Origin of the sequence: Mesorhizobium sp. KACC 23794, assembly GCF_052180275.1 — a bacterium.
Lineage (GTDB): Bacteria > Pseudomonadota > Alphaproteobacteria > Rhizobiales > Rhizobiaceae > Kumtagia.
This window is the reverse complement of the sequence record NZ_CP197465.1, coordinates 2772833-2789798: the sequence shown is the minus strand read 5'-3', so window position 1 is coordinate 2789798 and position 16966 is coordinate 2772833. Positions and strand designations below refer to the sequence as shown.

Sequence of the window (16966 nt, the reverse complement as noted above, 5' to 3'; positions counted from 1 at the left end):
AGGAGGTCCTGGCGGTGCCCTCGGCATCCGACCTCGCATCGCTTACCAGAAGCGGTGGGCCTCGTTGAGCTTCGCCACCAGCGGATCGCGTTTGAGCGCCTCGCAGACCCGCACGATGTTGGTCCACTCGTCGCGCGGCTTGTCCGCCACCGGATGCCAATAGGCCAGCATCAGCAGGTAGATGTCGGCGATCGATCTTTGCCCGCCGACAAGCCAGTCGCGTCCGGTCAGCGCATGGTCGACGATCGAAAAACCCCGGTCGAACTCGACGATCGCCGCCTGCTTCACCGGCTCCAGCCCGTCCGGGTCGGTGGTCGAGCGCTCGCAGAAGAAGTAGCGCATCATCGTCGGATAGAGCATCGACGACAGGAACGCCAACCAGCGCAGGAACTCCGGCCGGTCGTGCGAACCCGCCTCCGGGCCGATACCGGCGGCGGGAAACGTTTCCTGCAGCAGCAGGCAGATCGCAGCCGATTCGGTGATGGTGCGCCCGTCCGGCAGCGTCAGCGCAGGCACCTGCCGCAGCGGACTCAGCTTTTCAAAGCCCGACGGCGGCGACGCCTTGTCGATAGGGACGATTTCATAGGGCGCGCCGGCCATCCTCAGCGCAGCCTCGGCAACAAAACCGCCGGACCCTGCCCGGCTGTAGAGCTTGTACATGGACCCCTCCCAAGAGTTGTCCCAACAAGCCCTAACGACTGCCCGGGGTCAATTGGCCGGCTTGGCCGAATCTATCCGCCCAGTCCTTCGAAAAGCACCGTCGAGAGATAGCGCTCGGCAAACGACGGGATGATCACCACGAGGTTCTTGCCGGCGTTTTCCGGCCGCGAACCGACGACGATGGCGGCCTGCAAAGCCGCGCCGGACGAAATGCCGACCGGCACGCCCTCTAGCCGCGCCACCAGCCTTGCATTGGCGATCGAATCCTCGTTTGAGACTTTGACGATCTCGTCATAGATTGTCGTATCGAGAATTTTCGGCGCGAAACCGGCGCCAATGCCCTGGATCTTGTGCGGACCCGGCTGGCCGCCTGACAGCACCGGCGAGGCCTCCGGCTCGACCGCCACCACATGCAACGACGGTTTGCGCTGCTTGATCACCTGGCCGACACCGGTGATCGTGCCACCCGTGCCGATGCCGGCGACAAAGATGTCGATGCCGCCCTGTGTGTCGTTCCAGATTTCCTCCGCCGTCGTCTGGCGATGGATTTCCGGATTGGCCGGGTTCTCGAACTGCTGCGGGATCACCGCGTCGGGCAGCGTGGCGGCGAGTTCGTCCGCCTTGGCGATTGCCCCCTTCATGCCCTTGGCGCCCTCGGTCAGCACCAGCTCGGCACCGAGCAGCGCCAGCATTTTCCGGCGCTCCAACGACATTGTCTCGGGCATGGTGAGGATGAGCTTGTAGCCTTTCGCCGCCGCCGCGAAGGCCAGCGCGATGCCGGTATTGCCCGACGTCGGCTCGATCAGCGTCGTCTTCCCGGGTGTGATGCGCCCCTGCGCCTCAAGCGCCTCGATCATGGCAACGCCGATGCGGTCCTTGACGCTGGCAATCGGATTGAAGAATTCGAGTTTTGCCAACAGGTTGGCGACGATGCCCTTCTCCTTGGCGAACTTGTCGAGCCTGACCAGCGGCGTGTCGCCGATCGTCTCGGTGATCGAATTGTAGACGCGCCCGCGTCCGGGGACGTGCGTGGTGCTGACCGGCTTGTTCATCGTTTCGCTCCTCGATTGATTTTGGCGGGCAAGATAGCCGAGATTGACACAGGTGCCGAGACCCGGAACCGGAACATTAGACCGGCTTTGGCGGCTTCAACGCAAAGCTGTTTGGCGAGAGTGGCGAAAGCGGGAACAAATGCTTTTCATGGTCATCGAACGCTTCGAAAACAACGACATGGTTCCGGTCTACGACCGCTTCCGCAAGAGCGGGCGCAGCCTTCCCGATGGGCTGGAGTTCGTCGACAGCTGGGTCGAGGCCAATTTCGGCCGCTGCTTCCAGCTCATGCGCTGCACCGATGCGAAACTTTTCCAGGATTGGATTCTTCACTGGCGCGGCACCGGCGTGACGATGGAGATCGTGCCCGTGGTGCCCAGCGCCGAGACTCGCGCGCTGGTTACCGCCTACATGGACGCAGCGCCGCCGCCCGCCTGAATCCCCGCCTACTGCCGCGACGCAATCGCCAGCGCCGCACCCGCCATGAAGGCCGCGGCTGTGCGGTTCAGCGCCTTCAGCGCGCGCGGCGTCTTCAGGAACCAGCGCGCCTTGGCGGCCAGCGCCAGATAGGGCAGGAGCACGATCAGCAGCACCACGACGGTGAGCGCCGCCAGCACGCCGTAGTCGCGAAGCGTGATGGTCTGGAGATCGACCAGCGTGGGCACCAGCGCCAGGTAGAAGATCATGGTCTTCGGGTTGCCCAGCGTCACCGTCAGCCCGGCGACGAAGCTGGAGACCAGCCCGCCCTTGCCTTTTCGCGCTTCAACGCTTTCCGGCGTGATGCCGCTGCTCCAGAAGCTCCAGGCGAGATACGCGAGATAGGCGACGCCGAACCATTTGACGATCAGAAACACCATGCCGAAGGTCTGCGCCACGAGCGCGAGACCGAGCACGACGGCGGTCAGATAGGTCAGGTCGCCGACGATCAGCCCGAGCGACATGAACAGCGACGAGCGGAACCCCGAGCCCAGCGCGCGCGCCACCAGCGCCGTGACGCCCGGGCCGGGAATGGCGGCGGCCAGCGCCAGCGCGCCGCTATAGGCGATGAAACCGGCAAGCGTCATTCTAGGTCTCCAAAAAGGGAGGCAGCCATTGCCACAAAACCACTTCGACGGAAATGGCGCAGCCTCCTCTTCGCTCCGGGCCAGAGGCTCTCGAACCTTGCCGCGTCTTGGCAGGACGTCCTCGCCGCGAAGCCCGTCCGGGCCACAGTTCCCGATCTCGTGACCGCAAGATAGCAATCCGTCGGAAGACGCTTGGGCCATGGTGCGTTAGTCTCGGGTGAGCCAGATCGCAGCCAGCACCCGAAAGACCATGCCGCGTCATCGCCGACACACCTACGGCATCGTCGCCATCGTCCTGCACTGGACGATCGCCTTGCTTTTCCTCGGCCAGATCGCTTTCGGCTTCTCGATGGAGCAGGTCAAAAGCATGGCGCTGCAATTCGAGCTGATCCTGTGGCACAAATCCTTCGGCTTCCTGATCCTGGCACTGGCGCTGCTGCGCCTGGTTTGGCGGCTTGCCGCCGGGCGTCCACGGCCGTCGGCCGCCTTGTCCGGCGTCGAGCATGTCGCCGCCGAGACCGTGCAATGGGCACTGCTTGCAGCCACCATCGTGGTCCCGCTGGCCGGCTGGGCGCTGGCTTCCACCTCGACGCTGGGCATACCGAGCTTCGCCTTCAACCTGGTCGTCGTCCCCCATCTGCCGCTGACGCCGTCCGACGAGGCCGAGGCGTTTTGGGGCGAGGCGCATGAATTTCTGGCCTACGGCGCCGGCCTGCTCGCCCTCGGCCACGCGGCCGCGGCGCTCCGCCATCACTTCCTTTTGCGCGACGACGTGCTTGTCCGCATGCTGCCCGGCCGGGCGGCACGGCAGGCGACGCACCGCGTCACCCTGGAGACCCACCACGATGTCTGACCTCGTCCCCTCACCGGCCCGCGCCGGCCAATTTGCGGCATGGGCCCTCGCCGCCAGCCTGCTCCTGCCTGCGGCGCCCGCCTCCGCCGACGCGCTCTCGGAAGCCGCCGGCAACTATCGGATCGATTCCTCCTCCTCGATCAACTTCAAGGTCGACCAGGTCGGCGGCGGCGGCATCGACGGCAGCTTCGGTTCCTACAGCGGCTCCTTCAAGATCGACGGCAACAACGTCTCGAAGTCGAACGTCTCGATCACGCTGTTCTCCAAAAGCGTGCAGGCCAAGCAGGCGCGCATCACGGATTTCCTGCGCTCCGACGCGGTATTCGACGTGGCGAACCATCCCCAGATCACCTTCCGCTCGACCTCGGTGACCAGGATCAGCGACGACGAGGCGCGCATCGACGGCGTGCTGACGGCGCGCGGCAAATCACGAAAGGCTCAATTCGAGGCGACGGTGGGAAAACGCAACGGCAAGGCGATCTCCTTCCGCGTCACCGGCTCGATCTACCGCTCGCCCTACGGCATGGATGTCGGCACGCCGATCTATTCGAATCTCGTGCAGTTCGACATGACGCTGAACGGCACGCGGAAGTAGCGAGAGACCGGGAGCCGCCTCGAACCCGGTCGCGCCTGTCTCAATACCCGGCCTGGTCGAGCATCTGCTCCAGCTCGACCAGATCCTGCGGCAGCGGCATGCCCAGCGCACGGAACTCGATCAGTTTTTCGCGCACGCGCTCATGCACCTCGTGCGCGTCCTCGGGCTGGTTGACCATCTCTTCCAGCAGCAGCGCGATCTGCGCCTTGATCTGTTCCAGAGCCATCACAGCCTCCCGCCTCGCCTGCTTTTATCGCAGAGCCTACACCGGATCGGATGGATGGGCCACGCCCTGATCGCACGTGTCGACGCGGCCTACCGCAGCATCCTCGAGATCAACTGCGCCGTATAATCCACCATCGGCACGATACGGGCATAATTCAGCCGCGTCGGCCCGATGACACCGAGCGCGCCGACGACGCGCGCATCCTTGTCGCGGTAGGGGGCCACGACCAGGGACGAGCCGGACAGCGAAAACAGCTTGTTCTCCGAGCCGATGAAGATGCGCACGCCCGAACCCGCCTCCGCGAGGTCGAGCAACTGGATCATGCCGTCCTGCGTCTCCATGTCCTCGAACAGGTGCCGCAGCAGATCAAGGTCGGCCTGCGCCGTCACATTCTCCAGCAGGTTGGCGCGGCCGCGCACGATCAGCCGGGCCGGCAGTCCGCTTTCAGCGCCGGCCCAAACGGCAAGTCCCTTTTCGATCAATTGCTGCGACAGCGTGTCCAGCGCGGCCCTGGTCTCCTCCTTGATCTTTGCGATGTCGGACCGCGCCTCAGCCAGCGTGCGGCCGCGGATATGGGCGTTGAGGAAGTTCGACGCTTCCTGTATCTGCGACGTGGTCACCCCCACCGGAAGCTCGATCACACGGTTCTCGACGTCGCCGTTCTGCGACACCAGCACCGCCAGCGCCCGCTGCGGCTCCAGTTGAATGAATTCGATGTGCTTCAGCGGCACCTCGCTCTTGGCCGCCAGCACCAGCCCCGCGCCGCGCGAAGCGCCGGACAGCATCTGGCTGGCCTCGGTCAGCATCTGCTCAAGGGACACGCCCTGCCCCGACGCCTTGATCTGCGTGTCGATCGAGCGGCGTTCTTCTTCCGTGAGGTCGCCGAGTTCGAGGAAGGCATCGACGAAGAAGCGCAGCCCTTTTTGCGTCGGCAGCCGGCCGGCGGAAATGTGCGGCGCATAGATCAGCCCGAGTTGCTCCAGGTCGCTCATGACGTTGCGCACAGTCGCCGGCGACAGCGAGGCGGGCAGCATGCGTGACAGGTTGCGCGAACCGACCGGCTCGCCGTCGAGCAGGTAGGAATCGACAATGCGACGGAAGATGTCGCGCGAGCGGGCGTCGAGCGATTGCAGGGTCGGATCTTTGATCGGCGTGTTCATGTCCTTGTGGAAGATATAAACAGCGTGGCCCACCTGACAAGCGGAACCCTATGATCGAGACCGAACGCCTTATCCTTCGTCCCCACATCCTTGCCGATTTCGAAGAACTCCTCGCCGTCAGCAATGACCCCGAGGTCATGCAGTTCATCACCCATGGCGCGCAAGCGACCCGGCAGGACGTCTGGAACAAGCTTCTGCGCAACATCGGCCATTGGACAGCGCTCGGGCACGGCGTCTTCGCCGTCGTGGACAGGCAAAGCGGCCGTTATGTCGGCGACACCGGCCTTGCCGATTTCCATCGCGACCTCGGCGACGATTTCGATCCCTTTCCGGAGGCCGCGTGGGTGTTTGCCAGGCATGGCCACGGCAAGGGCTACGCCACCGAAGCGGCACACGCCGCGCATCGCTGGTTCGACGCCGAACGCGGCGCCCGGCGCACCGTCTGCATCATCGATCCGGACAATGCCGCGTCCATAGGCGTAGCTCGCAAGCTCGGCTACAACCAGTATGGCGAGACCGAGTACAAGGGCGATCACGTGCTGAAGTTCGAACGGCTGCCCTGACCGCTTTTCCTTTGCGCTCCCCTGCCCGCGGGTCTACAAGCCCGCCACGATTTGAAACCCAGGAGCCTTGATGCGTCCGTCCAAGAGACAGCCCGACGAAATGCGTGCGATTTCCTTCGAGCGCAATGTATCGAAGCACGCGGAGGGCTCCTGCCTGGTGAAATTCGGCGACACCCATGTTCTCTGCACGGCGAGCCTTGAGGAAAAGGTGCCGGGCTGGATGCGCAACACCGGCCGCGGCTGGGTGACGGCCGAATACGGCATGCTGCCGCGCGCCACGGGCGACCGCATGCGCCGTGAAGCCGCCACCGGCAAGCAGGGCGGGCGCACGTTGGAGATCCAGCGGCTGATCGGACGCTCGCTGCGCGCCGTGGTAGACCTCCAGGCCCTTGGCGAGATGCAGATCACCGTCGACTGTGACGTCATCCAGGCCGATGGCGGCACCCGCACCGCCTCGATCACCGGCGGCTGGGTGGCCCTGCATGACTGCCTGCGCTGGATGGAGACGCGGCAGATGACGACCGTTTCCAAGGTGCTCAAGGACCACGTCGCCGCCATCTCCTGCGGCATCCACGACGGCCAGCCGGTGCTCGACCTCGACTACATCGAGGATTCCGCCGCTGGTACGGACGCCAATTTCGTGATGACCGGCAAGGGCGGCATCGTCGAGATCCAGGGCACGGCGGAAGGCGCGCCGTTTAGCGAGGAGGAGTTTTCCGCGCTGATGGGGCTCGCCCGAAAAGGCATTTCGCGGCTGGTGAACTTGCAGCAGATGGCGGTGGCGTAGAGGCGCGATGACCCCATCCGCCATCCTCGAATCCGCGCTCTACGTCACCGATCTCGACGCGGCGGAGGTTTTTTATCGCGATGTGCTCGGCCTCTCCCTGATCAGCCGCGTCGACGGCCGGCATGTGTTCTTCCATTGCGGCCAAGGCGTGCTGCTGCTCTTCAATGCCGAGGCGACCAAAATTCCTCCCTCCCCGAACGCAAGACTGCCGGTGCCACCGCATGGCGCCACCGGTCAGGGCCATCTCTGCTTCGCCGCCACGGCGCAGGAAATTGAGCGGTGGAAAACCCGGCTTGAAGCGCAGGGAATCGCCATCGAGGCCGATTTCGAATGGCCGAATGGCGGGCGTTCGATCTATTTTCGCGATCCGTCCGGCAATTCGCTCGAATTCGCCGAGCCGAGGATCTGGGGTCTTTGATGCGCACGCTCAGCGAGAAGAAACTGGTCGTCGCCAGCCACAATGGCGGAAAGCTGCGCGAATTCGCCGACCTGATGGCGCCGTTCGGCATCGAGGCCAAATCTGCCAGGGAATATGGCCTGCCCGAACCCGACGAGACCGGCACGACCTTCGAGGAGAACGCCTACATCAAGGCCTTCGCGGCGGCCAAGGCGACGGGCCTCCCCGCGCTGTCCGACGATTCCGGCCTATGCATCGACGCGCTCGGCGGCCAGCCCGGAGTCTACACCGCCAACTGGGCCGAAACGCCCGACGGCGGCCGCGACTTCAACCTCGCCATGCAGCGCGCCGAAGTCGCCATGCAGGAAGTCGGCGCGACCGAGCCGGCACAACGCACCGGCCGCTTCGTCGCCGTCATCTGCATCGCTTGGCCGGACGGCCACGCCGAATACTTCCGCGGCGAAGCCGAGGGCCATCTCGTCTGGCCGCCGCGCGGCGACAAGGGGTTCGGCTACGATCCGGTCTTCGTCCCCGACGGCCACGAGCGCACTTTTGGCGAGATGAGCGCCGAGGAAAAGCACGGCTGGAAGCCCGGCCAGGCCGACGCACTGTCGCACCGCGCCCGCGCCTTCCAGAAATTCGCCCGGGCGAAACTGGGCTCGGCGTGATCCGATGATCGGCGCCAGCGATCCGGGATTCGGAGTCTACGTTCATTGGCCGTTCTGCGCGGCCAAATGCCCTTATTGCGACTTCAACAGCCATGTCCGCCACCAGCCGGTCGACCAGCCGCGCTTTGCCGCCGCCTTCGAGCGCGAAATGGCGACGACACGCGACCGCACCGGCCCCCGCACTGTCACCAGCATCTTCCTCGGCGGCGGCACGCCGTCGCTCATGCGGCCGGAGACGGTCGGCGCCGTGCTTGACGCAATCGCGCGGCACTGGACGGTGCCGGACGGCATCGAAATCACGTTGGAAGCCAACCCCTCCTCCGTCGAGGCCGAGCGTTTCCGCGGCTACCGCGCCGCCGGCGTCAACCGCGTCTCGCTCGGCGTGCAGGCGCTGAACGATCCCGACCTGCGTTTCCTCGGCCGCCTCCACAATGTCGAAGAGGCGCTGAAGGCGATCGGTCTTGCCCGCGACATCTTCCCTCGCCTCTCCTTCGACCTGATCTACGCCCGCCCCGGCCAGACATTGGACGCTTGGGAGTCCGAACTCAACGAAGCGATCGGCTACGCCGCCGACCATCTCTCGCTCTACCAGCTCACCATCGAGGAAGGCACGCGCTTCCATGCGCTGCACGCCGCGGGCAAGATCGCGATGCCGGACATGGATCTGGCGGCCGATCTCTACGACTTGACGCAAGCCGTGACGGCGGCACGCGGCCTGCCGGCCTACGAAATCTCCAACCACGCAAGGCCCGGCGCGGAGAGCCGCCACAACCTGACCTATTGGCGTTACGGCGAATATGCCGGCATCGGCCCCGGCGCCCATGGCCGCTTCGTGGAGCACGACCGCCGCGTGGTGACGGTGACCGAGAAGACACCGGAGACCTGGCTGAACCTGGTCGAAGCCAAGGGCCATGGCGTCGTTGACGGCGAAATCCTCAACCGCTCGGAAGAGGCCGACGAGTTTTTGCTCATGGGCTTGCGGCTGGCGGAAGGCATCGATCTCGACCGCTACGAGCGGCTTTCGGGGCGTGAGCTTTCACCCGAGCGGCTTGCGATCCTGCAGGGCGAAGGCCTCGTCGCCTCGATCGGCAACTCCCGCCTGCGCGCCACGCCCGCCGGCATGGTCGTGCTCAACGCCGTGGTGGCCGACCTGGCGCGTTAATAGAATAGCGGAGTTGCAACTTCGGCCCTCGGCGCTAAGTTTCGTCAGGGGGTGGACATGACCAGGGACGAATGGAAAGCGCGGTCGCGCGATTTCGAACGGAGTGCATCCGTTCTTCTGGTGAATGGCCAGCATAGTGTTGCCTATCATATTGCTGGCCTTGCTATTGAATGCGCGCTGAAAGCAAAAATAGCGACACTGTTCCAGAAGAACGATGTTCCAGAGAAGCAATTGGTCGACGATTTTTATAGGAGCGGCCATGTGCTGACAGCATTGATCAGGCTCGCCGGACTGCAAGCCGCGCTCGCGGTGGAAGAGGCAGCTTCCATTGGATTTCGGGCAAGCTGGGCGACCGTCCAGGAATGGAACATCAATTCGCGGTATTTGGCTTGGACCGAGTTGGAAGCGACGAATATGATAAACGCAACCGCGCGACGCGGAACAGGAGTGCTCCCATGGATAAGACGCCACTGGTAGGACCGAATTTCGCCGCAGGGCGGGAACTGATCGAGGCCTTGGAAAGAGCAGGAATCCCGATTGCTTTTGCCGGTTGGTTAAGCTTGCGGGAAACGTTTGACTGGCAACTTTACATAGCGTCGCCTGATGTACAGACCTACGGGCCTACAACTGTCATCCGGTTTGTCGATACGCTTCTTACTGCGACGGAATCGCCCTTGTCGCTCAGCAGCATCAGGATCACCAACACATCGAATCATTTTGTGAACAGAATCCCCGAAGCCTATGGTTCCCGGAAGATCAGCCTGAATCCAGCACGTATTGTCGGGATGGCTTTTGATGACGGGGATATCATCGAGGGGTTTGTCTACAAGATAGACAGAAAGGTGAAGCCGTCGAAAAGCGCCCCACGTGCCAATGCCGCAACGCTCAAACGCGCCAAATCACTTGCCGCCTGAGAACACGCGTTCCAATGAGCAGGTTGCGCCTATCGCTGGTGGGGTCCGGGCTGTCCTCTCGGTCATTTTTGCCCCAGTGATTGCGATATTTGCAAAGATTGGCATGGTAGTGCTCAACGCCGTGGTCGCCGACCTGGCGCGGTAGAAATATGAGGAACGTGCTCTTTGTCTGCAGCCAGAACCGCCTGCGCAGCCCGACCGCCGAGCAGGTCTTCTCTACGCGCCGCGATATCAAAGTGGCTTCGGCCGGCACCAATCATGATGCCGACAACCCCTTGACTCCCGAACTCGTCTCATGGGCCGATTTGATCTTCGTCATGGAGAAGGCTCATCGGGCGAAACTCCAGAAGAAATTCAGGAGCAGCCTCAAGGGCGCCCGGATCATTTGCCTCGACATACCGGACAATTATGCGTTCATGGACCCTGAACTGGTCAGACTGCTCGAAACCCGTGTCACGCGATATCTGGGTTGAACCGATTGCCCGGAGCCACCGAAATGAACACCGCTTTTTCTTCCTGGCAGTTCTGGGCGATCCTGTCGGCAGTCTTCGCCGCCCTCACCGCGATCTTCGCGAAAGTCGGCGTCAGCGGCATCAATCCGGATTTCGCGACGCTGGTGCGCACCGTCGTGATCCTGGCTGTCCTGTCGGGGATCGTCGCGGCCACCGGCCAATGGCAACCGCCTGCGTCGATCGGCGGCCGCACGTGGATGTTCCTGATCCTGTCCGGCCTCGCGACCGGCGCGTCGTGGCTGTGCTACTTCCGCGCCCTCAAGCTGGGAGATGCGGCGCGGGTCGCGCCGCTAGACAAGCTGAGCGTGGTCCTGGTAGCGGTCTTTGCCGCTGCTTTTCTTGGCGAACGGCTGACTTTTGCGAACTGGCTTGGCATCGTTCTTATCGCGGGTGGAGCGGTTCTGGTCGCCTACCGCGCCTGAACGGTTCTGCGAGGCGCTGGCGATACGGCCGACGAACGCGTCGAAACGCGCCGGCATCGTGGTCAGCGCCTTTCCGCTTCCGCCGCCGCGATGGCGCGGGCGAGCCGGTTGCGGCAGGCCTCCAGCCGTGTCCGGATATCGGATGCGTGGACCGTCAGACTGGTGGTTTCCCCACGCTTCGCGGTCTTGTCAGATTTGGCTTTGCGATCGACATAATAGGGCGCGAAAGCGTCCTGTATCTGAAGTGATTCCATGAACTCCTCCTCGGGCCGGAACCAACGGCCAAGCGGCCTTATCGTTCCAAAACAACGGTAAAATTGCGGCGTCTGAATAATCGGCTTTGCGCTGTCCACAGCGCGCGTGGCACAAGGCGCATATGCGAGTTTCAGCCCCGTGAAAGACACTGTTAAAATACGCGCCTTCATGGTCGGGCAGGCGGAAATTCCTGCCCGCCCGCTGGAATCTGCGCTCTATCTTGTCGCCACCCCCATCGGCAATCTTGGCGACATCACCTTGCGCGCACTGGAGACGCTTGCCGCCGCCGACGTGCTCGCCTGCGAGGACACACGTGTCACCCGCGTGCTGCTCGACCGCTACGGCATCCGCCAGCGGCCGACCCCTTACCACGAGCACAATGCGGCGGAGGCCGGCCCGAGATTGATCGACGCGCTGGCCGAAGGCAGGAGCGTCGCGCTGGTGTCCGATGCCGGCACGCCGCTGGTTTCCGATCCCGGCTCCCGGCTGGTGGAACAGGCGCTGGCGGCAGGAATTCGCGTCATCCCGATCCCCGGCCCTTCCGCGGTTCTCGCCGCGCTCACCGCCTCCGGCCTGCCCTCCGACACTTTTCTGTTCGCCGGCTTCCTGCCAGTCAAGGACGGACAGCGCCGCACGCGGCTGGAAGAACTGAAGGCAGTTCCGGCGACGTTGGTCTTCTTCGAATCGCCGCGCCGGTTGGCCGACTCCCTAGTAGCGATGGCCGAAGTGCTTGGTTCGAGGAACGCCGCCGTCGGCCGCGAGTTGACCAAGACGTTTGAGGAAATGCGCACCGGCACGCTTGCGCACCTTGCGGAACACTATGCCGCCGCCGACACGCCGAGGGGCGAGATCGTCGTCTGCGTGGGGCCGCCTTCCGCCGCGCCGCCACCCGATGCCGAAGATGTCGACCGCCTGCTTCTCTCGCTGGCAGCCGAAATGCCGGCATCGAAGGCGGCAGCCGAAGCCGCGCGCATGACCGGCGGCCGCAAGCCGGACCTCTATCGCCGTCTCATGGATCTGAAGGCGGATGACGCCGGATGATACTCGCTTCCGCCGAAAAGCCTATCGGCGCGGGCATCGCGGCGAGTGGCTGGCCGCGCTCGCCCTCATGGTCAAAGGCTTTCGCATCGTCGCCCGCCGCTACCGCACGCCGCTCGGCGAGATCGACCTGATCGCCCGGCGCGGCGACCTCGTGCTGATCGTCGAGGTCAAGGCGCGAAAAACGCTGATGCAGGCGATGGAGGCGATCTCCTACCCGTCCGAGCGCCGCATCGAAGGCGCCGCCGACCTGTGGCTGACGCGCCAGCGCGACCATGCCCGCCTCTCAATGCGCTTCGACCTCGTCGCCGTGCTGCCCTGGCGCTGGCCGGTGCATGTCGAGAACATTTTTCACGGACGTAATTGATCCGGCGCGGGCAAACGCCCTTGCGACTTGCACTGATCCGGAATGCGGGTGCGGTTCTTTATCGCCGCGTCACCAGCATCGGCAGGCCGCCCTGCGGCTGCGTCGTCAGCTTCTGCACCGGCCAGGGTTTCGTTTCCGCCACGCTGTCGAAGCGGAAGCGCGAAAGCAGTACGGCCAGCGCTATCACCGCCTCCTGCATGGCGAATGACGCGCCGATACAGGTCCTCGGCCCGTCGCCGAACGGCAGATATTGGAAACGGTTGATCTTGTCCCGGTTGGCGGGATGGAAACGCGACGGCAGGAAGGCGTTCGGGTCGTCCCACAGTTTTCGATGCCGGTGCACCACCCAGGGCATGACAAGCACCTGCGCGCCGCGCGGGATTTTCAAGTCCTGGTAGGTTTCCGGCTCGATCGGCTCGCGGTTAATCGACGGCGCCGGCGGATAGAGCCGCATCGCCTCCTCGAAGGCCGCCCGCGTCAGCGGCATCAGGTCGAGCCATTTCACCGGATCGGGCTCTGCCTTCATCACCGCATCGATCTCATCCTCAATCGGCGCACGCTCCCACGGCGCCTCGGCCAGGCAATAGAGCGTCCAGCCCAGCGCCCGTGCCGTCGTCTCGTGGCCGGCACCGATGAAGGTGATGATGTTGTCCTCGACCTCCTGCCGGGTCAGTCCGTCCTTGCCCTCGGCGCGCAGCAGCAGCGTGAGGAAATCCTCCGGCACGTCGTCCGGCGTGCGTTTCATGCGCTCGATGCGCATCGCGACAGTGTCGGTGACGATCTTGCGAAAAAACTTCATCGTCCGGCGGCCACGGATGTGGGTGAAACGCGGCAGCCAGTCGGGCGCGCGCAGAATGTCCAGCGGGTCGACGCGGCCCATCGTCTCGAACAGCCGCTCGATCTCGCCTCCGAAACTGCCGGGTTCCCCCGCTATCTCGTTGGAGAACAAGGTCTCCGCCATGATGTCGAAGGTCAGCAGCGTCATCTCATGGGCCATGTCCACGGTGTCGCCGACATTTTCGTAGCGCTCGGCGAAAACCTCCGTTCGCCGCAGCATCGGTTCGGCGAACCCAAAGATGTGGCGCGGCGTGAACACCGGCGCCATCGCCTTGCGCGAGCGCTTCCACACCTGCCCTTCTGCCGTCAGCAGCCCGTCGCGCAGGATCGGCCGCAGCACCTTCTGGCGGACGGTGGCGAGCTTGTAGTTCTTCGCGTTGTCGACGAGCACGTGGCGGATCAGGCCGGGATCGTTGGCGATCACCAGCGGCCCGCCGACGCCGTTCACGACGATCCAGGGCTGGTTGTAGGAGGGCTCGCCCCAAAGCTCGAGCGGGTTGCGGTAGATGATGCGGATCATCTCCAGCATCGACGGCGGCCGCGTGCGCGGGATCGGCGCAGGCGGGCGAAAGGGTGTGGGGGCTGTATCCATATCGATCAATGTCCTGCAGACCTTGGCATAAGATAGGCACTGGCGACATGCGACAACTTGCAAAGCGCGGTCCGGAAGCCCGGCGTGCCCGCCGACCGTGCTCCGGCAAAACACAGCCAACGTGAAATGACGCGGCGAAACCCCGCGTTTCGGCGGGAAAAACACCCCCCGCATTGGAAAACCGGCAGGAAAAAGCCTATATCAGCAATGTCAAAAAAGAGGCGCGAATCGGCGGCATTCGGCGCCTGTTTGTTTCAGTAAAACGAAAGCACTTCATGAGCGACGAGCTAGACACCGGCAACGGCGGCAGCGCCGAATATGGCGCGGATTCCATCAAGGTTTTGAAGGGCCTGGATGCCGTGCGCAAGCGGCCGGGAATGTATATCGGCGATACCGACGATGGCTCCGGCCTGCATCACATGGTCTATGAGGTCGTCGACAACGCCATCGACGAGGCGCTCGCCGGCCATGCCGACCTGGTCAGCGTGACGCTCAATCCGGACGGTTCCGTGACGGTTATCGACAACGGCCGCGGCATCCCGACCGACATTCATACCGGCGAAGGCATATCGGCTGCCGAAGTCATCATGACCCAGCTACATGCCGGCGGAAAATTCGACCAGAATTCCTACAAGGTCTCCGGCGGCCTGCATGGCGTCGGCGTTTCGGTGGTCAACGCGCTGTCGGCCTGGCTGAAGCTGAAGATCCGCCGCGACGGCAAGATTCATGAGATGAGCTTCACCCATGGCGACGCTGACGCGCCGCTCCGAGTCACCGGAACCTACGAGCAGAACAAGCTGCCCGGCACCAATGAGGGCCGCAGCGGCAGCGAGATCACCTTCTTCCCGTCGGCCGAGACCTTCACCATGGTCGAGTTCGACTATGGAACGCTGGAGCATCGCCTGCGCGAGCTTGCCTTCCTCAATTCCGGCGTGCGCATCGTGCTGACCGACGCCCGCCATGCCGATGTGAAGCAGATCGAGCTGCTTTATGAGGGCGGGCTCGAAGAGTTCGTCAAATATCTCGACCGCGCCAAGAAGTCGCTGATATCAGCGCCGATCGCCATCCGCGCCGAGCGCGACGGCATCGCCGTCGAAGTCGCCATGTGGTGGAACGACAGCTACCACGAGAACGTGCTGGCCTTCACCAACAACATCCCGCAACGCGACGGCGGCACCCATCTCGCCGGTTTTCGCGGCGCGCTGACCCGTCAGGTCACGGGTTACGGCGAAAGCTCGGGACTGACCAAGAAGGAAAAGGTGGCGCTGATCGGCGACGATTGCCGCGAGGGCCTGACGGCGGTGCTGTCGGTCAAGGTGCCGGATCCGAAATTCTCGTCGCAGACCAAGGACAAGCTGGTTTCGTCCGAAGTCCGCCCCGTGGTCGAAAGCCTGGTCAACGAGGCGCTCGGCACCTGGTTGGAGGAGCATCCGGCCGAGGGCAAGGTGGTGATCGACAAGGTCATCCAGGCGGCAGCCGCGCGCGAGGCAGCCCGCAAGGCGCGCGACATCACCCGCAAGAGCACGCTTGGCATCACCTCGCTCCCCGGCAAGCTCGCCGACTGCCAGGAGCGCGATCCGGCGAAATCCGAAATCTTCATCGTCGAGGGCGATTCGGCAGGCGGCTCGGCCAAGGGCGGCCGCTCGCGCCAGAACCAGGCGATCCTGCCGCTGCGCGGAAAAATCCTCAACGTCGAGCGCGTAAAACTCGACCGCATGCTGTCGTCCGAAATGATCGGCACGATGATCGTTGCGCTGGGCACCGGCATCGGCAAGGACGAGTTCAACGCCGACAAGCTGCGCTATCACAAGATCATCATCATGACGGACGCCGACGTCGACGGCGCCCACATCCGCACCCTGCTGCTCACCTTCTTCTTCCGGCAGATGCCGGAGCTGATCGAGCGCGGCCACCTCTACATAGCCCAGCCGCCGCTCTACAAGGTGACGCGCGGCAAGAGCGTGCAATATGTCAAGGACGAGACCGCCTACGAGGAGTTTTTGATCAATTCCGGTCTTGACGAGGGTTCGCTGACGCTGGGTTCCGGCGAGGTGCGCGCCGGCCAGGACCTGCGCACGGCAATCGACGACGCGCTGGCCGTCCGCACGCTGGTGAACGGCCTGCACTCGCGTTACGACCGCCGCGTCGTCGAGCAGGCGGCGATTGCCGGTGCCCTGAAGCCGGAAATCTTCAACGACCTCGGCCGCGCCAACGCGATGGCCGCGACCGTTGCGGGCCGGCTGGACACCATTGCCGAAGATATGGAACGCGGCTGGAGCGGCAGCACCTCCGTGTCGAACGACGGCTCGGGCGGCTACGTGTTCGAGCGCATGCTGCGCGGCGTCAAGGATGTGGCGGCGCTCGACATGGCGCTGATCAACTCGGCCGACGCGCGGGCGCTCGACCGTTATGCGCCGCGCCTCGGCGAGGTCTATGGCGTTCCGCCGGTGCTTCGCCGCAAGGAAGTCTCCGAGACGATCGCCGGCCCTCTGGCGCTGCTCGCCGCCATCTTCGCGGCCGGCCGTAAGGGCCTGACCATGCAGCGCTACAAGGGTCTCGGCGAGATGAACGCCGAGCAGCTCTGGGAAACCACGCTCGACCCGAACGTGCGCTCGCTGCTGCGCGTCCAGGTGAATGACGCCACCGACGCCGACTCACTGTTCGCCCGCCTGATGGGTGACGAGGTAGAGCCGCGCCGCGACTTCATCCAGGAGAACGCGCTGAGCGTTGCCAACCTCGACGTTTGACGCCTATCCGGGCACTCCGCCAAAAGAGGCTCTTGGATCAAAAAATACAACGGCCACCGCGAATTCGGGGTGGCCGTCTTGCTTCAAAGCAGTTCTT

The 16966-nt window shown here is 64.1% G+C and carries 22 protein-coding genes; 15 read left to right on the top strand and 7 right to left on the bottom strand.

Annotated features, from left to right (window positions below):
* Positions 1 to 42: 42 nt before the first annotated feature.
* Both ACSBOB_RS13760 and cysK read right to left on the bottom strand, forming a co-directional pair.
* Entirely contained in the window at positions 43 to 660 is a 618-nt protein-coding gene (locus ACSBOB_RS13760; protein ID WP_442582950.1) for a glutathione S-transferase family protein, read from the bottom strand.
* Between the two features lie 71 nt (positions 661 to 731).
* Positions 732 to 1712, bottom strand: coding sequence for a cysteine synthase A (gene cysK / locus ACSBOB_RS13755; protein WP_442582949.1), 981 nt, complete (start codon positions 1710 to 1712; stop codon positions 732 to 734).
* Positions 1713 to 1860: 148 nt separating this feature from the next.
* Here cysK and ACSBOB_RS13750 point away from each other — a divergent pair, with 148 nt between their 5' ends.
* Positions 1861 to 2148: a DUF3303 domain-containing protein gene (locus ACSBOB_RS13750; RefSeq protein WP_442582948.1), complete on the top strand. Its 288-nt coding sequence runs from the start codon at positions 1861 to 1863 to the stop codon at positions 2146 to 2148.
* 8 nt (positions 2149 to 2156) lie between these two features.
* On the opposite strand, the gene ACSBOB_RS13745 is transcribed toward ACSBOB_RS13750, so the two are convergent.
* Positions 2157 to 2774, bottom strand: a complete 618-nt coding sequence (locus ACSBOB_RS13745; protein ID WP_442582947.1) for a LysE family translocator — start codon at positions 2772 to 2774, stop codon at positions 2157 to 2159.
* 250 nt (positions 2775 to 3024) lie between these two features.
* Between ACSBOB_RS13745 and ACSBOB_RS13740 the strand changes: the two genes are divergently transcribed.
* The gene (locus ACSBOB_RS13740) at positions 3025 to 3627 is read left to right on the top strand and encodes a cytochrome b (protein WP_442582946.1); all 603 of its coding nucleotides are present in this window, start codon (positions 3025 to 3027) and stop codon (positions 3625 to 3627) included.
* The gene (locus tag ACSBOB_RS13735) at positions 3620 to 4222 is read left to right on the top strand and encodes a YceI family protein (RefSeq protein ID WP_442582945.1); all 603 of its coding nucleotides are present in this window, start codon (positions 3620 to 3622) and stop codon (positions 4220 to 4222) included. Before ACSBOB_RS13740 ends, ACSBOB_RS13735 begins: the two co-directional genes overlap by 8 nt.
* Positions 4223 to 4262: 40 nt before the next feature.
* Here ACSBOB_RS13735 and ACSBOB_RS13730 read toward each other — a convergent pair whose 3' ends face one another.
* Together ACSBOB_RS13730 and hrcA are read right to left on the bottom strand one after the other, a co-directional pair.
* Positions 4263 to 4448, bottom strand: coding sequence for a hypothetical protein (locus ACSBOB_RS13730; protein WP_442582944.1), 186 nt, complete (start codon positions 4446 to 4448; stop codon positions 4263 to 4265).
* A gap of 89 nt (positions 4449 to 4537) precedes the next feature.
* Positions 4538 to 5608 carry a heat-inducible transcriptional repressor HrcA gene (gene hrcA, locus ACSBOB_RS13725; RefSeq protein WP_442582943.1) on the bottom strand — a complete coding sequence of 357 codons (1071 nt, stop codon included), beginning with the start codon at positions 5606 to 5608 and terminating at the stop codon, positions 4538 to 4540.
* A gap of 50 nt (positions 5609 to 5658) precedes the next feature.
* Between hrcA and ACSBOB_RS13720 the strand changes: the two genes are divergently transcribed.
* The 9 genes from ACSBOB_RS13720 (at position 5659) to ACSBOB_RS13680 (ending at position 11033) form a co-directional block, all read left to right on the top strand.
* The gene (locus ACSBOB_RS13720) at positions 5659 to 6171 is read left to right on the top strand and encodes a GNAT family N-acetyltransferase (protein WP_442582942.1); all 513 of its coding nucleotides are present in this window, start codon (positions 5659 to 5661) and stop codon (positions 6169 to 6171) included.
* Between the two features lie 70 nt (positions 6172 to 6241).
* A complete protein-coding gene (gene rph / locus ACSBOB_RS13715; protein ID WP_442582941.1) occupies positions 6242 to 6958 on the top strand; it encodes a ribonuclease PH in 717 nt (238 codons plus the stop codon).
* Between the two features lie 7 nt (positions 6959 to 6965).
* On the top strand, positions 6966 to 7376 hold the full coding sequence (locus ACSBOB_RS13710; RefSeq protein WP_442582940.1) for a VOC family protein: 411 nt from the start codon (positions 6966 to 6968) through the stop codon (positions 7374 to 7376).
* Entirely contained in the window at positions 7376 to 8023 is a 648-nt protein-coding gene (gene rdgB / locus ACSBOB_RS13705; protein ID WP_442582939.1) for an RdgB/HAM1 family non-canonical purine NTP pyrophosphatase, read from the top strand. The genes ACSBOB_RS13710 and rdgB overlap by 1 nt, the downstream gene beginning before the upstream one ends.
* 4 nt (positions 8024 to 8027) lie before the next feature.
* Positions 8028 to 9185 (top strand): radical SAM family heme chaperone HemW, encoded by a 1158-nt coding sequence (hemW, locus tag ACSBOB_RS13700; protein WP_442582938.1) that lies wholly within the window; start codon positions 8028 to 8030, stop codon positions 9183 to 9185.
* Positions 9186 to 9242: 57 nt separating this feature from the next.
* Positions 9243 to 9662: a hypothetical protein gene (locus tag ACSBOB_RS13695; RefSeq protein WP_442582937.1), complete on the top strand. Its 420-nt coding sequence runs from the start codon at positions 9243 to 9245 to the stop codon at positions 9660 to 9662.
* Positions 9641 to 10099 carry a hypothetical protein gene (locus ACSBOB_RS13690; protein ID WP_442582936.1) on the top strand — a complete coding sequence of 153 codons (459 nt, stop codon included), beginning with the start codon at positions 9641 to 9643 and terminating at the stop codon, positions 10097 to 10099. Before ACSBOB_RS13695 ends, ACSBOB_RS13690 begins: the two co-directional genes overlap by 22 nt.
* 149 nt (positions 10100 to 10248) lie before the next feature.
* Positions 10249 to 10572, top strand: a complete 324-nt coding sequence (locus ACSBOB_RS13685) for a low molecular weight protein tyrosine phosphatase family protein (protein WP_442582935.1) — start codon at positions 10249 to 10251, stop codon at positions 10570 to 10572.
* Between the two features lie 23 nt (positions 10573 to 10595).
* Positions 10596 to 11033: an EamA family transporter gene (locus ACSBOB_RS13680; RefSeq protein WP_442582934.1), complete on the top strand. Its 438-nt coding sequence runs from the start codon at positions 10596 to 10598 to the stop codon at positions 11031 to 11033.
* 62 nt (positions 11034 to 11095) lie between these two features.
* On the opposite strand, the gene ACSBOB_RS13675 is transcribed toward ACSBOB_RS13680, so the two are convergent.
* Complete coding sequence (locus ACSBOB_RS13675) at positions 11096 to 11287, bottom strand: hypothetical protein (protein ID WP_442582933.1); 192 nt, start codon at positions 11285 to 11287, stop codon at positions 11096 to 11098.
* A 169-nt stretch (positions 11288 to 11456) separates the two neighbouring features.
* Here ACSBOB_RS13675 and rsmI point away from each other — a divergent pair, with 169 nt between their 5' ends.
* Together rsmI and ACSBOB_RS13665 are read left to right on the top strand one after the other, a co-directional pair.
* A complete protein-coding gene (gene rsmI, locus ACSBOB_RS13670) occupies positions 11457 to 12329 on the top strand; it encodes a 16S rRNA (cytidine(1402)-2'-O)-methyltransferase (protein WP_442583727.1) in 873 nt (290 codons plus the stop codon).
* Positions 12316 to 12693, top strand: coding sequence for a YraN family protein (locus ACSBOB_RS13665; RefSeq protein ID WP_442582932.1), 378 nt, complete (start codon positions 12316 to 12318; stop codon positions 12691 to 12693). Before rsmI ends, ACSBOB_RS13665 begins: the two co-directional genes overlap by 14 nt.
* Positions 12694 to 12751: 58 nt before the next feature.
* On the opposite strand, the gene ACSBOB_RS13660 is transcribed toward ACSBOB_RS13665, so the two are convergent.
* Positions 12752 to 14122, bottom strand: coding sequence for a cytochrome P450 (locus ACSBOB_RS13660; RefSeq protein WP_442582931.1), 1371 nt, complete (start codon positions 14120 to 14122; stop codon positions 12752 to 12754).
* 275 nt (positions 14123 to 14397) lie between these two features.
* Here ACSBOB_RS13660 and gyrB point away from each other — a divergent pair, with 275 nt between their 5' ends.
* On the top strand, positions 14398 to 16869 hold the full coding sequence (gene gyrB / locus ACSBOB_RS13655) for a DNA topoisomerase (ATP-hydrolyzing) subunit B (protein ID WP_442582930.1): 2472 nt from the start codon (positions 14398 to 14400) through the stop codon (positions 16867 to 16869).
* Positions 16870 to 16966 lie beyond the last annotated feature (97 nt).

Coding starts and splice junctions, on each gene's coding strand:
- ACSBOB_RS13760 (WP_442582950.1), bottom strand. CDS start 660: ATGTACAAGCTCTACAGCCGGGCAGGGTCCGGCGGTTTTGTTGCCGAG.
- cysK (WP_442582949.1), bottom strand. CDS start 1,712: ATGAACAAGCCGGTCAGCACCACGCACGTCCCCGGACGCGGGCGCGTC.
- ACSBOB_RS13750 (WP_442582948.1), top strand. CDS start 1,861: ATGGTCATCGAACGCTTCGAAAACAACGACATGGTTCCGGTCTACGAC.
- ACSBOB_RS13745 (WP_442582947.1), bottom strand. CDS start 2,774: ATGACGCTTGCCGGTTTCATCGCCTATAGCGGCGCGCTGGCGCTGGCC.
- ACSBOB_RS13740 (WP_442582946.1), top strand. CDS start 3,025: ATGCCGCGTCATCGCCGACACACCTACGGCATCGTCGCCATCGTCCTG.
- ACSBOB_RS13735 (WP_442582945.1), top strand. CDS start 3,620: ATGTCTGACCTCGTCCCCTCACCGGCCCGCGCCGGCCAATTTGCGGCA.
- ACSBOB_RS13730 (WP_442582944.1), bottom strand. CDS start 4,448: ATGGCTCTGGAACAGATCAAGGCGCAGATCGCGCTGCTGCTGGAAGAG.
- hrcA (WP_442582943.1), bottom strand. CDS start 5,608: ATGAACACGCCGATCAAAGATCCGACCCTGCAATCGCTCGACGCCCGC.
- ACSBOB_RS13720 (WP_442582942.1), top strand. CDS start 5,659: ATGATCGAGACCGAACGCCTTATCCTTCGTCCCCACATCCTTGCCGAT.
- rph (WP_442582941.1), top strand. CDS start 6,242: ATGCGTCCGTCCAAGAGACAGCCCGACGAAATGCGTGCGATTTCCTTC.
- ACSBOB_RS13710 (WP_442582940.1), top strand. CDS start 6,966: ATGACCCCATCCGCCATCCTCGAATCCGCGCTCTACGTCACCGATCTC.
- rdgB (WP_442582939.1), top strand. CDS start 7,376: ATGCGCACGCTCAGCGAGAAGAAACTGGTCGTCGCCAGCCACAATGGC.
- hemW (WP_442582938.1), top strand. CDS start 8,028: ATGATCGGCGCCAGCGATCCGGGATTCGGAGTCTACGTTCATTGGCCG.
- ACSBOB_RS13695 (WP_442582937.1), top strand. CDS start 9,243: ATGACCAGGGACGAATGGAAAGCGCGGTCGCGCGATTTCGAACGGAGT.
- ACSBOB_RS13690 (WP_442582936.1), top strand. CDS start 9,641: ATGGATAAGACGCCACTGGTAGGACCGAATTTCGCCGCAGGGCGGGAA.
- ACSBOB_RS13685 (WP_442582935.1), top strand. CDS start 10,249: ATGAGGAACGTGCTCTTTGTCTGCAGCCAGAACCGCCTGCGCAGCCCG.
- ACSBOB_RS13680 (WP_442582934.1), top strand. CDS start 10,596: ATGAACACCGCTTTTTCTTCCTGGCAGTTCTGGGCGATCCTGTCGGCA.
- ACSBOB_RS13675 (WP_442582933.1), bottom strand. CDS start 11,287: ATGGAATCACTTCAGATACAGGACGCTTTCGCGCCCTATTATGTCGAT.
- rsmI (WP_442583727.1), top strand. CDS start 11,457: ATGGTCGGGCAGGCGGAAATTCCTGCCCGCCCGCTGGAATCTGCGCTC.
- ACSBOB_RS13665 (WP_442582932.1), top strand. CDS start 12,316: ATGACGCCGGATGATACTCGCTTCCGCCGAAAAGCCTATCGGCGCGGG.
- ACSBOB_RS13660 (WP_442582931.1), bottom strand. CDS start 14,122: ATGGATACAGCCCCCACACCCTTTCGCCCGCCTGCGCCGATCCCGCGC.
- gyrB (WP_442582930.1), top strand. CDS start 14,398: ATGAGCGACGAGCTAGACACCGGCAACGGCGGCAGCGCCGAATATGGC.